Consider the following 16,113-nt stretch of genomic DNA (forward strand, 5'->3'; position numbering starts at 1 on the left):
GGTGAGAGAGTTAAAATGAGAAATCGTATTGAAAGAATTGAAGAGGTCGTAGAGCAACTTCCGTTGGTAAGTGTGTTAATTCCTACGTATAATCGTCCTCGCTACTTTGAAAAGGCGTTATGTAGTGTGTTAGAACAAACGTACCCTAATATAGAAATTATAGTTGGAGATGACAGCACGAATGACGAAACAGAAAAGGTGTTACAAAAATATTTATGTGATCATTTAAATATTATTTATATAAAAAACAGATCAACTCTCGGACAATTTGAAAATGCGCTAATGTTATTTCATGAAGCGAACGGTGAGTATATAAATTTTTTAATGGATGATGATATATTTCATGTGAATAAAATTGAAAAGATGATGAAGTATTTTTTCAATGATCTAGATAATGAAATTAAGCTAGTAACATCTCATCGTCAAGTAATTGATGATAAAGGGAAAGAACTACGACATATTTATTCAACTGTCCGTTTATTTGAAGAGGATACGATTATAGAGGGAATAGAATTAGGAAATAAGGTAATTGTGGATCAAAAAAATTATATTGGAGAACCAACAACAGTTTTATTTCGTAAAAATGAGTTACAAGAACCGTATGGGATTTTTGATAAGAGGCGGTATTTATGTAATGTAGATATAGCTTCATGGTTATCTTTATTAAGTGAAGGAAAAGCAGTATATATAGCAGAGACACTTAGTTACTTTCGATTACATCCAGATCAACAGTTAAATGAATCTAATAAAATGATGGATGGGTTAGAAGATTTTTCACACAGTATTATAGCGGGAGAAAAATATGGTTTCTTATCCAACGAAAAAGATTTAGACAAAGCGATAACTAATTTTCTAGATTATGCAAGAAGGATAGTTCCATCATCGATATTATATACATTAGACTATTACCAAAAAATTAGAGGAAAGAAAATAAATATAGAAAAGAAAAAACAGCATATAAATAATAATTCTTCTTTACCGAAAGTAAGTATACTTATTCCTGCATACAATAGACCTTATTACTTGGAATTAGCGCTCAACAGTGCTCTGAATCAAACATATGAAAATATAGAAATTATTATTTCTGACGACAGTACAAATAATGAAGTCAATGTTATGATTCAACCGTACTTACGTGAATATGAGTGTATTACATATGTTGAAAATGAAACGCCATTAGTTGCTGAAAACTTTAATAAGTGTATAGAACTTGCGAATGGGGATTATATAAACTTTTTATTAGATGATGACTTATTTCATCATGAAAAGATCGAGAGAATGATGAAATACTTTTTGGCATTAGAAAACATTTCATTTGTGACGTCATATCGTGAACTGATTGATGAGAATGGAGAGATATTACCACCTTCAACATTGAATATGAAAATCGCGAAAGAAACAACACTTTTTGAAGGAAAAGAATTAGGGAATTATATGTTAAAAAACTTAAAAAATATAGTTGGTGAGCCGACAACTGTTTTGTTTAATCGGGATTTGTTTGAAGGTAAGTTTGGGTATTTTAAAGGAAAGGCTTATTCTGCTATTAATGATATTGCAACTTGGATAGATATGATGAGAAAAGGAAAAGTAGTTTATATACAAGAACCTCTTAGTTATTTTAGACAACATAGTGGACAAAATCAAAAACAAATGCATTTTATGTTAATGACAATTGAAGAGTGGATTGAATTAATTATAGATGCATATAATAGTGGATTTTTAAGTTCTGAAAGTGAGTATAAAGAGAGTTTATCTTATTGTTTAGAAAATGCGGGATTTATAGTTAAGGATGCAGTAAGAAACGGCGAAATAGATCAAATTTATAATGAAAAGATAAAAAAAGGGTTACACAAATTAGTTGCTCACATGTTTGAGAAAGAATTCTGTTATTGTCAATATTGCAATCAACAATTTGAAAAATTTTCACCTTGGCCAGCACATTATGATTTTCCGAAATATAAATTTGAGATGTGGAATAAAGATACAGGGATATGTCCAGTTTGTAATTCGATGGATCGTGAAAGATTGTATCGTACATACATTGAAACGGAAACAGACTTGTTAAATAGAAACTATACTATGCTTCATATTGCACCTGAAGCGAAGTTAAGAGATTGGTTTAACGAGTATAAAAATATTACGTACGTATGTGGTGACTTAGAACCAAAGGATCCATTAATGAAGGAAATTGATGTTACAAGGATTACATATGATAGTAATACCTTTGATGTAATATTATGTAGCCATGTGTTAGAACACGTTCCTGATGATGACAAAGCAATGCGAGAGTTATATAGAGTGTTAAAGCCAAATGGATGGGGAATTATTCAAGTACCAATCGTAATGAATGTAGATTTTATTGTAGAGAATGAATTAATTGTAACACCACAATTGAGGAAATTAGCTTTTGGTCAAGAAGATCATGTGAGAATTTATAATCAATCGGGATTTATTCAACGATTAATGAATGCAGGATTTAAGGTGGAATTATATAACATAGCGGAAAAACAAGGAATGAAAAGTGCTAGGAAATTTGGATTATCTGAAACAGATATGCTCTATATTGTCCGAAAATGATAGGAAGGAATAGATAGATATGGAGAATATTCCTTTTTTACGTGCTTCAACTGTACCTGTAATTGAGTATTTGGACGAATTGAAGGAAATTGATACATCTCACATATATACGAATTATGGACCTATAAATCAACGTTTTGAGGAAACAATTATGTCGGTATTTTTTCAAAACAGGGGAGCTGTTACAACAGTAGCAAACGCAACGTTAGGGTTAATGGCGGCTATTCAACTAAAGAAAAGAAGAAAGGGAAAGTATGCTCTCATGCCTAGCTTTACATTCCCTGCGACTGCCTTAGCCGCTATTTGGTGTGGATTGGAACCTTACTTTATTGATATTTCAATAGATGATTGGTATATGGATAAAACGGTACTTTTGGATAAGATAGAAGAATTAAAAGAAGAGGTTGCGATTGTTGTCCCGTACGCCACTTTTGGATCATGGATGAACTTAGAAGAATATGAAGAATTAGAGAAGAAGGGGATTCCGGTTGTCGTAGATGCGGCACCGGGATTTGGATTAATGAATAGAGGGATGCATTACGGTCAAGATTTTAGTGGAATGATCGTATATAGCTTTCATGCAACAAAGCCGTTCGGAATTGGTGAAGGAGGGCTCATATATAGTAAAAACGAAGAAGATATACAACGTATTAAAAGAATGGGGAATTTCGGATTTGATAAAAATCGTGAATGCACGATGATGGGGTTTAATTGTAAAATGTCTGAATACGCAGCAGCTATTGGGATTGCGACTATAAAAAAGTGGGATCAAAAATTAAAAGAACGCACCCGTATTTCTGAATGGTATAAACAGTTGTTACAAAATACTGGGTTAATGAAAAAAGGGTGGAAAGTCCAAAAGACAGAAGCAGTTATTCACCAATTTATGCCTATCATTTGTCCAGAAGAAGTTCGCAACATACAAGTAATAGAAGAACTGAAAAAACAGAAAATAGAAGCTAGATTATACTTTTCACCATCTTGCCACCAACAAGTTCTTTTTAAAAACTATAAGTCTACAGATTTAACAAAAACGAATAAAATAGCTAAACGAATCGTAAGTTTACCTTTATGGGAAGGAATGACGAAAGAACTAGTAGAGCAAATTGTAATCTGTTTAGAGCAGAAGGTGGTGTTGGTAGATGAATAGTTTTTATAGTCAAGAAGAACTAAAGAAAATTGGGTTTTTATCTGTTGGGAAAAATGTATTGATTAGTAAAAAAGCAAGTATATATAATCCGGGTGCTATATCAATTGGTAATCATGTAAGAATTGATGATTTTTGCATTTTAAGTGGCAAAATCACAATTGGAAGTTATTCGCACATATCAGCGTATACAGCGTTATATGGAGGGGAAGTTGGGATTGAAATGCATGATTTTGCAAACATCTCAGCTAAAACAATTGTATATGCAGTACTTGATGATTTCAGTGGAAATACATTAATGGGGCCAACCGTCCCGAATCAATATAGGGATGTGAAAGCAGAAAAAGTTATTTTAAAAAAACATGTGATTATTGGTGCTAATTCTATTGTTTTTCCAAATGTAACTGTAGGAGAAGGTACGGCAGTCGGCGCGATGAGTATGGTAAAAGAGAGTTTAGATGATTGGTATATTTACGCTGGAGTTCCCGTAAGGAAAGTAAAACCTCGTCAAAAAAAGATGCTAGAGTTAGAAATTGATTTTTTAAAAAGCATTCATTCTTAACAAAAAAGAATGAATGCTTTTTATTTTTATCCCGCTATTTGCCGGTAAAGATTCGACTGGTGAGGGCTAATTAAAGTTTCACTTTATGATAGAGCAGAGTGTATCTTAACTTATTATGTTTTAAATTTTGCTGACCAAGGCAATACTGAGCCATAGTGAATGTAAAGTTGGAGGGCGAGCGTATATGTTTGATGAGGATGGGATTGTATTAATTATGGAACCAGCTGATGAAAGAAACTTGAGGAGATTTATTTTTTCAGTGCCAAAGTCAGTGTATGAAAAGAAGGGGCTTACATTACACTATGGAACAGCTATAGGACAAGGATATATGGATATAATTGAAGATATTATAAGCGTACATATAGAAATAGATGTTGTAACGATAATAGGGCATGTAAGAGGATAAATAGCTATTTGAAAAAGGTTATAAACAATTTAGCTAGAAGTTATGTATAGAGAAAACTACAGACAATTATAAAGACGAAGGGAGTCTAAAATGAAAATAAAATCAATTTTATTAGTATTTATAGTTTCAATTGGTTTAATGGGATGTTCAATAGTGGAGGAAGGAAAGAACTCGATAGATTATGCTCAAAAGGCGACAGACTATGTAAATGAAATAAGTGCATTTGCAAATGATGCACCAGCATTAGCAGAAAAGGCCGTTAATGATAGTGAGGCTCGAAAAGAATTAGAAACGAAGCTTAGTGAAATTAAACAAGATATACCCGCATTCAATGAATTAACGCCACCTGATGTAGCAAAGGATCTTCATCAACAAATCGTCGGATATAACGAAAAGTTAAATACGTTAATTGATACGGCGATGACAAAGATAGAAGAAGGGAAAGTGGATGTAGAGCAATTTAAAAACTCAGAGCTTATGCAGACGGTAGATCAAGTTCGAGATTTGAAAGATAAGGTGCAAAATTTAGGTCAATAGTAAAAAGCTCCGTTTGTGATAAACGGAGCTTTTTACTATTGGATACAATAAACGATTACACCAAAGATAATAATCATGTTACCGATGAGTTTACGTTTCGTTATTTTTTCCCCTAGGAAATACCAACCGAAAATTAATATGATGATATAACTTAAGGATTCTAATGCTGATGCTTGTTTTAATTCCATGCCCTTCATGGCGATTACATTTAATCCAGCGTTAAGTACAAATAAAGAGTAGCCGATAATAACATAAGGATTCACATATTCTTTTATTCTAGAATCGTATTGTTGTAAAGTAGCTTTTTTTAATAATATTTGTGAGTAATTAGCTAAAATTATCCCGAAAATAAATAATAACATATAACTATTCATCTTTTGTCACCACCACAATTCCGACGATAATAATAGCTGCACCAAGTAAATGATTCCACTGAATCGTATCTCCAAATAGAAATACTGACCAAAGCATTGACCATAGTATAATAATCCCGCGATGTGAATATGCTTTTGAAATTTCGAAATGTTTAATTACTTGTTGCCATAAAATTGCATATCCGAATAAAAGTACAACTAGTCCGAAATAAGCAATAAAAAATGAGATTGAAGCAATTGGAAATTGAGCTGCCCATTTCATGTAAACCATAATGATAGAATATATCAAAAAAGCTACATGTAAAAATACATAATTTTTAATAGTTGGTTTCATTTATTCACTCTCTTTTGCATATAAATATATATTTATACCTAATTTTTCTAATGATAGATATTGGAACGTATTTTGTTTAATCTTTCACATTCCAAAGTATATAGTATCATGGCTTTTATTGTAAAACAATAGGAGCCATGCATTCATTTTTTCCAAGGTTCTACAATATGTATCGTTTTATTTGTTGCATCTAACTCTACTTGAACACCGATAGGCATGGTAATCATTGGATGTGTATGACAACAATCGAAGTCGGCTAGAAAAGGAATTCTTTGATTTTGAAGTACTTCTAATAGTATTTCAAAAGGTTTTCGATTTGTACCACAATCATCAAATTGCTCATGTTTTCCAAGAATGATACCTGAAATTTTATCGAATACACCGTTAATTTTAAGGAATGAAAAGCTTCTTTCGATAGTAGCTGCATCTTTTGAACTGTCCTCAATAAAGAGAATATCGCCCTCTTGAATATGTGGCATATAGGGGCTACCAAAAATTCCTTGTATCGTGTTTAAATTCCCGCCAATAATACGCCCAGTAGCTTTTCCATCAATTACTGAAATCCAATTGTTTGGTCGAAGTTCTTTCTCCTTCGTCTTTTTTTCCCAATTAATAAATTCATCTGACCAAAATAATGGTTGTTTTATATGATAAGGAAGAGATTGATCATGTAGTAAAGTTTCTGCAAAATATTTGTATGTGCAATTAACAAAAGGTTCAAATTCGCCAAAGGAAGGGACGAGAGCTGGCCCATAAAATGTAGGAATTCCTGTTTTAACATAAATTCCTAGTAATAAAGCAGTTGCATCTGAATATCCAATCATTATTTTAGGGTTATTTAGAAAAGCATCATAATCAATATAAGGTAATAGTGAATTTGAATTCATCCCACCAATTGTTGACATAATACAAGAAATATTAGGATTTCTTATCAAGGCATTTAGTTCCTCAGCGCGCTCTTGTATACTACCAGAACGATAAAAATCATATCGACCTGTTAATGAACCTTCTAATATATGAAACCCTTTCTGTTGTAAGTAAGATTTTGCTCGTTCAAATCTTTTTAGAGAAGTGTAAGTTACTGGTGAAGAAGGGGAATAGATCCCAATTGTGTCTCCGTATTGCAATGATTTTGGAAGTAGCATTTGAATGAATCCCTTCTATTAAATAGTTTATCCCGCTATTTGCTGTGCAGTAAGATCCCCACCTCAAAATTCAGTGAAAGCGAAGAAGTTAGGTGGGGGGCGGGCTGCCCGTAAAAGCCCGATTGGTGGGGCTGATTAAAGTTTCCTTTATTTACGAGAATTTATTATTGAATATTCTTACGTTTCAATATTGTAAGTTTACCATAAATAAATTAAAATAATCATTGCTGTATATGAATAAACATACCTTTTTGCCTTGACTGTATAAAGGAATTGTTGTTAAGGTTAAATGTGAGTGTATAAAAGGTTTGCTAAAGGAGTTTTGAAATGAATCGGTTAAAATGGGGAAGGATGACAGTCCTATTAGTCATTATTTTAGGGGTATGTTGGTTCTTATTCCAAGGAAATCAAAAGAGCGTAGCAAATGTAGAGGGACAACCTTTGCAAGTGGCAGAACTACCTAAAGCAGGATTTTCTGAAAAAGTAGTCCCGCCAAAGTACATCCCACCAGAAATTAATGCAAAAGCAGCTATGATTATCGATGCGAGTGATGGAGATATTATTTATCAATATAATGAAAATGAAGCTTTTGCACCGGCTAGTATGTCTAAGATGATGACAGCGTATCTCCTACTAGAGAGTATACATAACGGGAAAGTTCGCTGGGAAGATCCAGTTAAAATGAGTGCGAAGGCGGCACAAACAGAGGGAGCGAGAATCCCAGTACAAGTTAATGACACATTAACTGTTAAAGATTTATATCATGCATTAATGATTGAGTCAGCTAATAATTCAGCTGTGGCTTTAGCAGAACATATGGCAAAATCGGAGAAAGATTTCGTTCAGCTTATGGATGCAAAAGCGAAACAGTTAAAAATGTCGGAACATGCTAAATTTGCAAATGCTTCTGGATTACAAGAGCCAGATGGAAGTGAAACAAAAATGACGGCTGCTGATGTAGCACAATTGGCGTATCATCTTATAAAAGATTATCCGGAAATATTAGAAGTGACTCACTTACGCCAAAGTCAGCTAGCATTTAATAATATTAATGTTATAAGCACAAACGACATGTTAAACAAAAATAATAAAAGTTTATATATAGAAGGAATGGACGGACTAAAGACTGGATTTACAGATAGTGCAGGATACTGTTTTACTGGGACTGCCAAGCAAGGTGATAATCGAATTATTACAGTGGTCATGGGGACATCAAGTAAAACAAAACGTTTTACAGAGACGAATAAGTTAATGTCGTATGCATTTGGATTAGTTAATTAAGTAAGTAAAATACCAATCTAGATCGCTACATAAGTAAGACTGTTTGTTGTTACTAATTTTAGATAACAACAAACAGTCTTTTTATTTTAACTTTAAAAAGGGAAAAGATTCTAAATACAAGTGTTATCATTTGAGTTTATTTATTGCTGTGATATTATAAAGTTATAAGCTTATTAATAATAAGCTTGAGGGGCGTAATATGATGTATACATATGAAATAGCCTCAATTGAAAATTGGAGGGAATTATGATGGCAAAAGATTTTTACTCAGCAATTGAAGACAGAAGATCTATTTATGCAATTAGTAAAGAGCAAGTAGTTTCTGATGAGAAAATTCAAGAAGTGATTTATCATGCTGTAAAACATACACCTTCAGCTTTTAATTCTCAAAGTGCTCGTGTTGTTGTTTTATTAGGAGAACAACATGATAAATTATGGGATATTACGAAAGAAACGTTAAGAAAAATTGTACCTGAAAATAACTTTGCACCTACTGAAGAAAAAATGAATGCATTTAAAAGTGGTTATGGAACGGTTTTATATTTTGAAGACAGTGAAGTAGTGGAAGGCCTTCAAGCAAACTTTGCATTATATAAAGATAATTTCCCAACTTGGTCTCAGCAATCATCAGGAATGTTACAATTTGCAATTTGGACAGCTTTAGAAATTGAAGGGTTTGGTGCTACGTTACAGCATTACAATCCGCTAATTGATGAAGAAGTGAGAAAAGAGTGGGATGTTCCAGGAAATTGGAAACTCACTGCGCAAATGCCATTTGGTAAACCGGTAGTACAGGCTGGTGAAAAAGAATTCCAATCGTTAGAAAACCGTGTAAAAATTTATAAATAATTTGATAAAAGGTGAACAGGAATATAACCTGTTCGCCTTTTTTTATAAGTAATAAGGTTTTTTTTGTCCTTCATTTTTTATCTGATTTTTCAATTCATCTTTACGTGTTTCAACAACTGATATTTTTTGTAATGTTATCATTGAAACGAATTGAATAAAAGCATAGTACAGCTCTATATTTTTTTGTATAGGATCATCTATTATATGTCTCACAAATATGCCTCCTCTTTTTATTAGGATATGTATATAATACTATGGTTATCCTATAAATTCTATAATCAGAAAAAGAGAACAATTGGTATAGTGTGTGCTTTCTTTAAAGGAGAAATGGTTTTTATAAAATAAATCTTACAATTCGTCAAATTATTTCAAAATTGTAGATAGTATAGAAAATTAGTTTTCTAAAAATATTATACTATTGATTAATAGAGTGATTTTTGTCATGATGAAAGTATACTTTATGTAAGGAGCTTTATAAGGAAATACATAATGTAGTTTGTATTAGGTTAATAGAATTTTTTATAGAAGATAGAAAAGGGATATTTTATATTGAGATATTAAATGAAATGTCGAATTTTTATGCGATATACAAGAAATTTGAAAAAATCATTGCAAAAACACTATGTTTAATGATAAAGTTCACATGAAGTTCACACGGATTTCACTTTGTTCATTTAAAATGAACTCTGTGTGAAAAATAAAACTCTTGCTAAAAAATGGAACTGGATGAATATTTTACTTTGATAATATTGTAAAGTATTAAAGTTTTAAGTTTTTTTTAAGAGGATAGTAGGGAAAGGAAGTAAAGACAACTTATGAAAAAAGTAATTGCAGGTTTAGCAGCAGCTTCTGTAGCTGGCGTTGCAGTTCCAGGAATGGATTCTGCTCATGCACAAGTTTCAAATGAAGCGCTAAAAGAAATTAATGGACAAACTCAAACTCAAACGACTGTAACTGAAACAAAAACTGTAGAAACAACTTCTGAATTAAAATACACAGTAACTGCTGATGTATTAAATGTTCGTTCAGGTGCTGGTACAGGACATAACGTTATTTCTAAAGTAAAATCAGGCCAAGTGCTACAAGTAGTTGGACAAGAAAATGGTTGGTTCAAAGTAAACGTAAATGGTCAAACAGGTTATGTAAGTGGTGACTTCGTAACGACTGGTGGCAAAACAGGAACGACTGTTCAACAAGGAACAGGTACTTACACAGTAAACGTTTCTTCACTTAACGTACGTACAGGCCCAAGTACATCTCATACAGTATTAGGTTCTGTAAACAAAGGTAAAACAGTACAAGTTGTAGGTGAAGTACAAGATTGGTTTAAAATCAACTTCAATGGTGGAACTGGATACGTAAGCAAAGACTTCGTAACAAAAGGTGGTTCTGCTGTATCTAACGAAACACAACAACCAACTACAAACAACAATACTACAACAGTTCAAACTGGTGGTTCTTATGTTGTTAACACTGGTGCTTTAAAAGTACGTACAGGCCCAGCTACATACAACGCTGTAATCGGTGGAGTAACAAATGGTAAAGTATTAAACGTTACTGGCGCTGAAAATGGTTGGTACAAAATTAACCATAACGGCCGCACAGGTTACGTAAGTGCAGACTTCGTTAAGTTTGTAAAAGGCGGAGTAAATAACGTTACAAATAACAATAACAATAACAATAACGTTACAAATAACGTTCAACAACCAGGTAAAGACGTACAAAAACCAACAACAGGTGGAGATACATCTTCAATCGCTGGATTCGCTAGATCTTTAAATGGTTCACCATACAGAACTGCTGGTACAACACCTGCTGGTTTTGACTGCAGTGGATTCATTCACTACGTATTAAATCAAACTGGTCATAAAGGCGCTCGTCAAACAGTTGCTGGATACTGGAGCTCTAAAACAAAAACTAGCAATCCACAACCAGGTGATTTAGTATACTTCCAAAATACTTATAAATCAGGTCCTTCTCACATGGGTGTTTACTTAGGAAACGGTCAGTTCATTAGTGCAGAAACAGATGCAACTGGTGTACGTATTAGTTCTGTAAGTAACTCTTACTGGAGCAAGCACATTTTAGGTTACACAAAAGCATACTAAGAAAAAGTAGTTTTATATACTTTTCGTATAGAGAAAAGGCTTTCCAAGGAAACTTGGGAAGCCTTTTTATAGTTGAATAAATTGGAAGTTTAATAGTTTTTATTTTAACTTTCCATTTAAAAATCGATCATATAAGTCGTGGAAATAGTTAGGACGAAATAAGTTCGCTGCATGTCCTGCTAAAGGTATTTCCTTGTATAGAACGTTAGGTAAAATAGATTTCAAATCAAATAGACAAGATTTATAGAGATGATCATGCTCTCCCATTACCCATAGTATAGGGTGAGGGAGTGATTTTAATTTAGATTTTAAATCGAATTCTAACCGATGTCGTAATGACTGGGCAATTATGGATGAATGTAATTGTAATCCGAAACGGTAGTAAATATTTCTTGAAATGACTGCGAATGGATTTGCTTTTAGTATACCACTTGGAAAAATAGTATTTGCGTATTGAGAGAGCCATTTAGAGTATTCATCTCCTCGCTTCTCCCAAAAATTTTGAAATACATTATATAAACGAGAAGGGTTATTGTAATGTCCTCCAATATGACAAATACTTAATACTTTTTCTGGATGCATTTGTGCAAAAATTGTAGAGATGTAACAGCCGTAACTTAGTGCACAAATATGAGCTTTTTTAATATTTTCTTGTTCATATAAGTTTAATAATTGATCTACGAGGCGCTGTAATGAAAAGTCGATTGCTTCTCCTTTATCATCACCGTGACCTAATAAGTCATAAGTTATAATGTTGTAGGAGGCAGAAAATCGTTTTTGCTCCTTTTTGAAGGCGCGACGATTACCAACTAACCCATGAATAAAAATAATTGTTTCCTTTTCAGAATGTATATTTGTTTGCAAAAAGGATACTCCTTTCACTAACTGGAGATTTATATCGTGTTGTAAATTATTTATAATTTACATAGAATAATATTAAGTACCAGGTAATAATATCAGATGTTTATATCTGTTGTAAAGATGAGTTTTTATGTATATTTTGTAAAAATAGAAAAAGTGTGTTTACATTCAGTTTACATTTGTATCGTATTCTAATTTTAGAAAGAACAGATTTGTTTAACACGAGGAGATGAACAGGAATGGAAGTTAGAAATGAAATGAAGAAAAAAGGGAGTTGGAGGCAGTTTTTACGCCTTATTCAAGATACAAATCCTCCGAAAGGAATTTTAGTTTTTGCATTATTAATGAGTTTGCTTTCTACGGGAGCGAGTTTATTTATTCCCATGCTAACAAAAGGATTAGTAGATAATTTTTCGCTTTCTTCAATTAGTGCAGGACAAATTGTTGGGTTAGTTGCTTTCTTTGTAATGCAAACTATTGCGGCAGGGTTATCTATATATTTACTAAATTATATTGGGCAGAAGATTGTAGCGGGACTAAGAGAACGTTTGTGGAAAAAGGTACTTATCTTGCCGGTATCTTATTACGATCAAAATAGAACAGGTGATACGATTAGCCGTATGACGAATGATACAGGTGTTGTGAAAACGTTAATTTCTGAGCATTTGTCAAACTTATTAACAGGTGGTATTTCAATTGTTGGATCGTTAATTGTATTATTTGTTTTAGATTGGAAAATGACTGCGTTACTTTTAACGGTTATTCCGTTGTCTGTATTAATTTTAGTTCCACTTGGACGAAAAATGTATAAGATTTCAAAAGCGCTTCAAGATGAAACGGCATCTTTTACAAGTGTGTTAACGCAAGTGTTATCGGAAATTCGTTTAGTGAAATCTTCAAATACAGAAAAAAGAGAATATGAAACGGGTAATACAGGTATACAAAAGTTATTACAATTTGGTTTGAAAGAAGGAAAAGTGCAAGCATTAATTTCGCCAGTTATGTCGTTTGTTTTAATGGCACTACTTGTTATTATCGTAGGATATGGCGGGATGCGAGTTTCTAGCGGTGCATTAACAACTGGTGAACTTGTAGCGTTTATTTTGTATTTAGTTCAAATTATAATGCCGATGAGTCAATTATCTATGTTCTTTACACAATTTCAAAAGGCAATCGGTGCAACGGAAAGAATTAGTACGATTTTAGAATATGAAGTAGAAGATCATGAAACTGGTGTGAAAGTGGCAAATGCTAAGCAGCCGATCGTTCTTGAAAATGTACATTTTGAGTATAACGAAGAAGAGCAAGTTTTGAAAAATATTGATTTCATAATTGAATCTGGAAAAGTGACAGCGATTGTAGGACCAAGTGGTAGTGGGAAAACAACGTTATTCTCATTACTGGAACGTTTTTATGAGCCAACTAGTGGTGCCATTAAATTAGGAAAAGAATCAATTACGAGTTATTCATTACAGTCATGGCGACGTCAAATCGGTTACGTATCACAAGATAGTCCGTTAATCGATGGAACGATTCGTGATAATATTTGTTACGGTGTTGAAGGCGAAGTAACGGATGAAGAAATTGAAAAAGTAGCAGCAATGGCATATGTTGATGCATTTATTCATGACTTACCAAACGGTTATGCAACAGAAGTTGGAGAACGCGGTGTGAAGCTTTCTGGTGGACAAAGACAGCGAATTGCCATTGCCCGAGCGTTACTTCGAAATCCGCAAATTCTTATGCTAGATGAGGCAACTTCAAGCTTAGATAGTAAATCTGAGTCTGTCGTTCAAAAAGCGTTAAATAACTTAATGAAAGGCAGAACAACGTTAGTGATTGCGCATAGACTTTCTACTGTTGTAGATGCAGATAAAATTATCTTTATTGAGAAAGGGAATCTTACAGGTAGTGGTACGCATGATGAATTATTACAGACGCATGATATGTATCGTGAGTTTGCAACGCAACAATTGAAAATTAAAGAGGGTGCATTTTAAAAAAATATATTAGATGCTAAGTAGAAAGGAAATGGTTCCTTTGATACCTAAAATTTTAATAGTAGACGACGATCCACACATTAGGGAACTCGTTTCTGTATTTTTAGAACGAGAAGGTTTTCAAACATATGAGGCAATTGATGGAGTAGATGCACTTCGGAAAATGGATGACGTAAAAGTCGATATGGTTATTCTTGATATCATGATGCCAAATATGGATGGATTTGATGTATGTTTTGAATTAAGAAAATACTATGATATCCCGGTTCTGATGCTAACTGCCAAAGGGGAAACATCACAAAAAGTAAAAGGATTTCACCTTGGGACAGATGATTATCTTGTAAAGCCATTTGACCCTATAGAACTAGTAGTGAGAGTAAAGGCATTATTGAAACGTTACCAAATTACAGTTTCACAATCGATTCAAGTTGGAAATGTATTATTAAATCGTAAAACATTCGAAGTTACATCTGGAGAACAAACGGTTACGTTACCGTTAAAAGAATTTGAGCTGCTCTTTACTTTAGGGTCTAAATCGGGAAGAACTTGTTCGAGAGAGCAATTAATTGAAGAAATATGGGGATATGATTTTGAAGGGAATGAACGTACACTAGACGTTCATATTAATCGGTTACGTGAGAAGTTTCAAGAAGAGCAGTCGAAATTTAGTATTAAAACGATAAGAGGATTAGGGTATCGCTTAGAGGTAAGTAAATGAGAAAAAGAAAACGAATGAGTAAGTTGAAGATGCTGAAAGTATTTGGAGCGGTATTAGCGCTCTTTTCTTTTCTTACTATCATTTGGTCTATCGCATTTTATATAGCAACTAGTATATTGAATGCTTTTGACGTAAACGTATCGCCATTTGTTGCCTTTCTAATTAGTGATATGGTCGGTTTTGTATTTATTATTCTTATTTGGACATTAATTGGAATATTAATGAGGCCAAAACGAGAGGCAATGATTTGGACTATTATTGAACCGATACAAAAAATTGCAAAAGGAGACTTCTCCGTAAAAATACGAAATGAAGAAAAGTATGATGGAGAAATTGGCGTGCTCGTAAAAAGTATAAATGATATGACAGATGAACTGAATACGATGGAGAAAATGAGACAAGAATTTGTATCAAATGTTTCTCATGAAATACAGTCACCATTAACTTCTATAAAAGGATTTGCTAGAGCACTACAAGACGATAATCTTTCTGAGGAAAAAAGAAAGCATTATCTTACAATTATTGAAACTGAAACAACGAGATTATCTAAACTAAGTCAAAATTTACTAAAGCTAACTCTTTTAGAATCCGAAGAGTATACACCAGAGAGAGTGAGCTATCGATTAGATCAACAGTTAAAGCAAATTGTGTTAAATAGTGAACCACTCTGGGCTGAAAAAGAAATTGAATTAGATCTTGATTTAGAGAAAGTCCATGTAACTGCAGACCAAGAAAGTATGAGTCAAGTGTGGATTAATTTAATTCATAATAGCATTAAATTCACTCCAAGCGGTGGTACAATTACTATTCAATTAAAGGAACATGAGACAGTAGTGGAAGTGCGTATCTGTGATTCAGGAATTGGTATATCAGAAGAACAGAAACAACATATTTTTGAGCGTTTTTATAAAGCGGATTCTTCACGAAATCGTGCCTCTGGAGGAAGTGGCTTAGGTTTAGCTATTGTAAAGAAAGTACTCGATCTTCATCAAGGAGAGATAAAAGTGGAGAGTGAGGAAGGAAAAGGTACTGAATTTATTGTGCGTATTCCTAATTATGAAGAAAAATAGTGTAGTGATAAAGAACCATTTTTTATTTCATACGCAGACACTCTTTTATGAGGAGGGTGTCTTTATTTTGCATGAATAATGATAAATACGTGCAATGAATGCATAGTAATTTTCTATAGTTACCTACAAGTAACCTACGCACAT

The 16,113-nt window shown here is 33.1% G+C and carries 16 protein-coding genes; 11 read left to right on the forward strand and 5 right to left on the reverse strand.

Features of this window, described 5'->3' with window-relative positions; translation table 11 throughout:
• Nucleotides 1-15: 15 nt before the first annotated feature.
• The 5 genes from ASE54_RS02945 (at nucleotide 16) to ASE54_RS02965 (ending at nucleotide 5,229) form a co-directional block, all read left to right on the forward strand.
• On the forward strand, nucleotides 16-2,577 hold the full coding sequence (locus ASE54_RS02945; protein ID WP_001245913.1) for a glycosyltransferase: 2,562 nt from the start codon (nucleotides 16-18) through the stop codon (nucleotides 2,575-2,577).
• A gap of 19 nt (nucleotides 2,578-2,596) precedes the next feature.
• Nucleotides 2,597-3,727 (forward strand): DegT/DnrJ/EryC1/StrS family aminotransferase, encoded by a 1,131-nt coding sequence (locus ASE54_RS02950; protein WP_000427951.1) that lies wholly within the window; start codon nucleotides 2,597-2,599, stop codon nucleotides 3,725-3,727.
• Nucleotides 3,720-4,286 carry an acyltransferase gene (locus tag ASE54_RS02955; protein ID WP_001084172.1) on the forward strand — a complete coding sequence of 189 codons (567 nt, stop codon included), beginning with the start codon at nucleotides 3,720-3,722 and terminating at the stop codon, nucleotides 4,284-4,286. Before ASE54_RS02950 ends, ASE54_RS02955 begins: the two co-directional genes overlap by 8 nt.
• A 184-nt stretch (nucleotides 4,287-4,470) precedes the next feature.
• The gene (locus ASE54_RS02960; protein WP_000459099.1) at nucleotides 4,471-4,692 is read left to right on the forward strand and encodes a hypothetical protein; all 222 of its coding nucleotides are present in this window, start codon (nucleotides 4,471-4,473) and stop codon (nucleotides 4,690-4,692) included.
• Between the two features lie 90 nt (nucleotides 4,693-4,782).
• Nucleotides 4,783-5,229, forward strand: a complete 447-nt coding sequence (locus ASE54_RS02965; RefSeq protein WP_000695203.1) for a DUF6376 family protein — start codon at nucleotides 4,783-4,785, stop codon at nucleotides 5,227-5,229.
• A 35-nt stretch (nucleotides 5,230-5,264) separates the two neighbouring features.
• Here the strand turns inward: ASE54_RS02965 and ASE54_RS02970 are convergent, their stop codons facing one another.
• The 3 genes from ASE54_RS02970 to ASE54_RS02980 form a co-directional block, all read right to left on the reverse strand.
• The gene (locus tag ASE54_RS02970) at nucleotides 5,265-5,603 is read right to left on the reverse strand and encodes an EamA family transporter (RefSeq protein WP_001089871.1); all 339 of its coding nucleotides are present in this window, start codon (nucleotides 5,601-5,603) and stop codon (nucleotides 5,265-5,267) included.
• Nucleotides 5,596-5,937: an EamA family transporter gene (locus tag ASE54_RS02975; protein WP_000805128.1), complete on the reverse strand. Its 342-nt coding sequence runs from the start codon at nucleotides 5,935-5,937 to the stop codon at nucleotides 5,596-5,598. The genes ASE54_RS02970 and ASE54_RS02975 overlap by 8 nt, the downstream gene beginning before the upstream one ends.
• Nucleotides 5,938-6,080: 143 nt before the next feature.
• Entirely contained in the window at nucleotides 6,081-7,082 is a 1,002-nt protein-coding gene (locus tag ASE54_RS02980) for a S66 peptidase family protein (RefSeq protein ID WP_000926336.1), read from the reverse strand.
• A 327-nt stretch (nucleotides 7,083-7,409) separates the two neighbouring features.
• On the opposite strand from ASE54_RS02980, the gene ASE54_RS02985 reads away from it, so the two are divergent.
• Together ASE54_RS02985 and ASE54_RS02990 are read left to right on the forward strand one after the other, a co-directional pair.
• Nucleotides 7,410-8,363, forward strand: coding sequence for a D-alanyl-D-alanine carboxypeptidase family protein (locus ASE54_RS02985; RefSeq protein WP_001080883.1), 954 nt, complete (start codon nucleotides 7,410-7,412; stop codon nucleotides 8,361-8,363).
• 246 nt (nucleotides 8,364-8,609) lie between these two features.
• The gene (locus tag ASE54_RS02990) at nucleotides 8,610-9,212 is read left to right on the forward strand and encodes a nitroreductase family protein (RefSeq protein ID WP_002083262.1); all 603 of its coding nucleotides are present in this window, start codon (nucleotides 8,610-8,612) and stop codon (nucleotides 9,210-9,212) included.
• Nucleotides 9,213-9,254: 42 nt separating this feature from the next.
• On the opposite strand, the gene ASE54_RS02995 is transcribed toward ASE54_RS02990, so the two are convergent.
• Complete coding sequence (locus tag ASE54_RS02995; RefSeq protein WP_001215911.1) at nucleotides 9,255-9,425, reverse strand: hypothetical protein; 171 nt, start codon at nucleotides 9,423-9,425, stop codon at nucleotides 9,255-9,257.
• A gap of 602 nt (nucleotides 9,426-10,027) precedes the next feature.
• On the opposite strand from ASE54_RS02995, the gene entFM reads away from it, so the two are divergent.
• Nucleotides 10,028-11,320 (forward strand): enterotoxin EntFM, encoded by a 1,293-nt coding sequence (gene entFM, locus ASE54_RS03000; RefSeq protein ID WP_000755524.1) that lies wholly within the window; start codon nucleotides 10,028-10,030, stop codon nucleotides 11,318-11,320.
• Between the two features lie 99 nt (nucleotides 11,321-11,419).
• Here the strand turns inward: entFM and ASE54_RS03005 are convergent, their stop codons facing one another.
• Nucleotides 11,420-12,184, reverse strand: a complete 765-nt coding sequence (locus ASE54_RS03005) for an alpha/beta hydrolase (RefSeq protein WP_001194308.1) — start codon at nucleotides 12,182-12,184, stop codon at nucleotides 11,420-11,422.
• Between the two features lie 236 nt (nucleotides 12,185-12,420).
• On the opposite strand from ASE54_RS03005, the gene ASE54_RS03010 reads away from it, so the two are divergent.
• From ASE54_RS03010 to hitS, 3 genes are read left to right on the forward strand one after another with little or no spacing between them, the layout of a single operon-like run.
• On the forward strand, nucleotides 12,421-14,181 hold the full coding sequence (locus tag ASE54_RS03010; RefSeq protein ID WP_000453881.1) for an ABC transporter ATP-binding protein: 1,761 nt from the start codon (nucleotides 12,421-12,423) through the stop codon (nucleotides 14,179-14,181).
• A gap of 40 nt (nucleotides 14,182-14,221) precedes the next feature.
• Nucleotides 14,222-14,899: an envelope stress response regulator transcription factor HitR gene (gene hitR / locus ASE54_RS03015; RefSeq protein ID WP_000612415.1), complete on the forward strand. Its 678-nt coding sequence runs from the start codon at nucleotides 14,222-14,224 to the stop codon at nucleotides 14,897-14,899.
• On the forward strand, nucleotides 14,896-15,969 hold the full coding sequence (gene hitS / locus ASE54_RS03020; protein ID WP_001231613.1) for an envelope stress sensor histidine kinase HitS: 1,074 nt from the start codon (nucleotides 14,896-14,898) through the stop codon (nucleotides 15,967-15,969). The genes hitR and hitS overlap by 4 nt, the downstream gene beginning before the upstream one ends.
• Nucleotides 15,970-16,113: the final 144 nt, after the last annotated feature.

It is taken from the genome of Bacillus sp. Root131 (assembly GCF_001429475.1).
Taxonomy (GTDB): Bacteria; Bacillota; Bacilli; order Bacillales; family Bacillaceae_G; genus Bacillus_A; species Bacillus_A thuringiensis_S.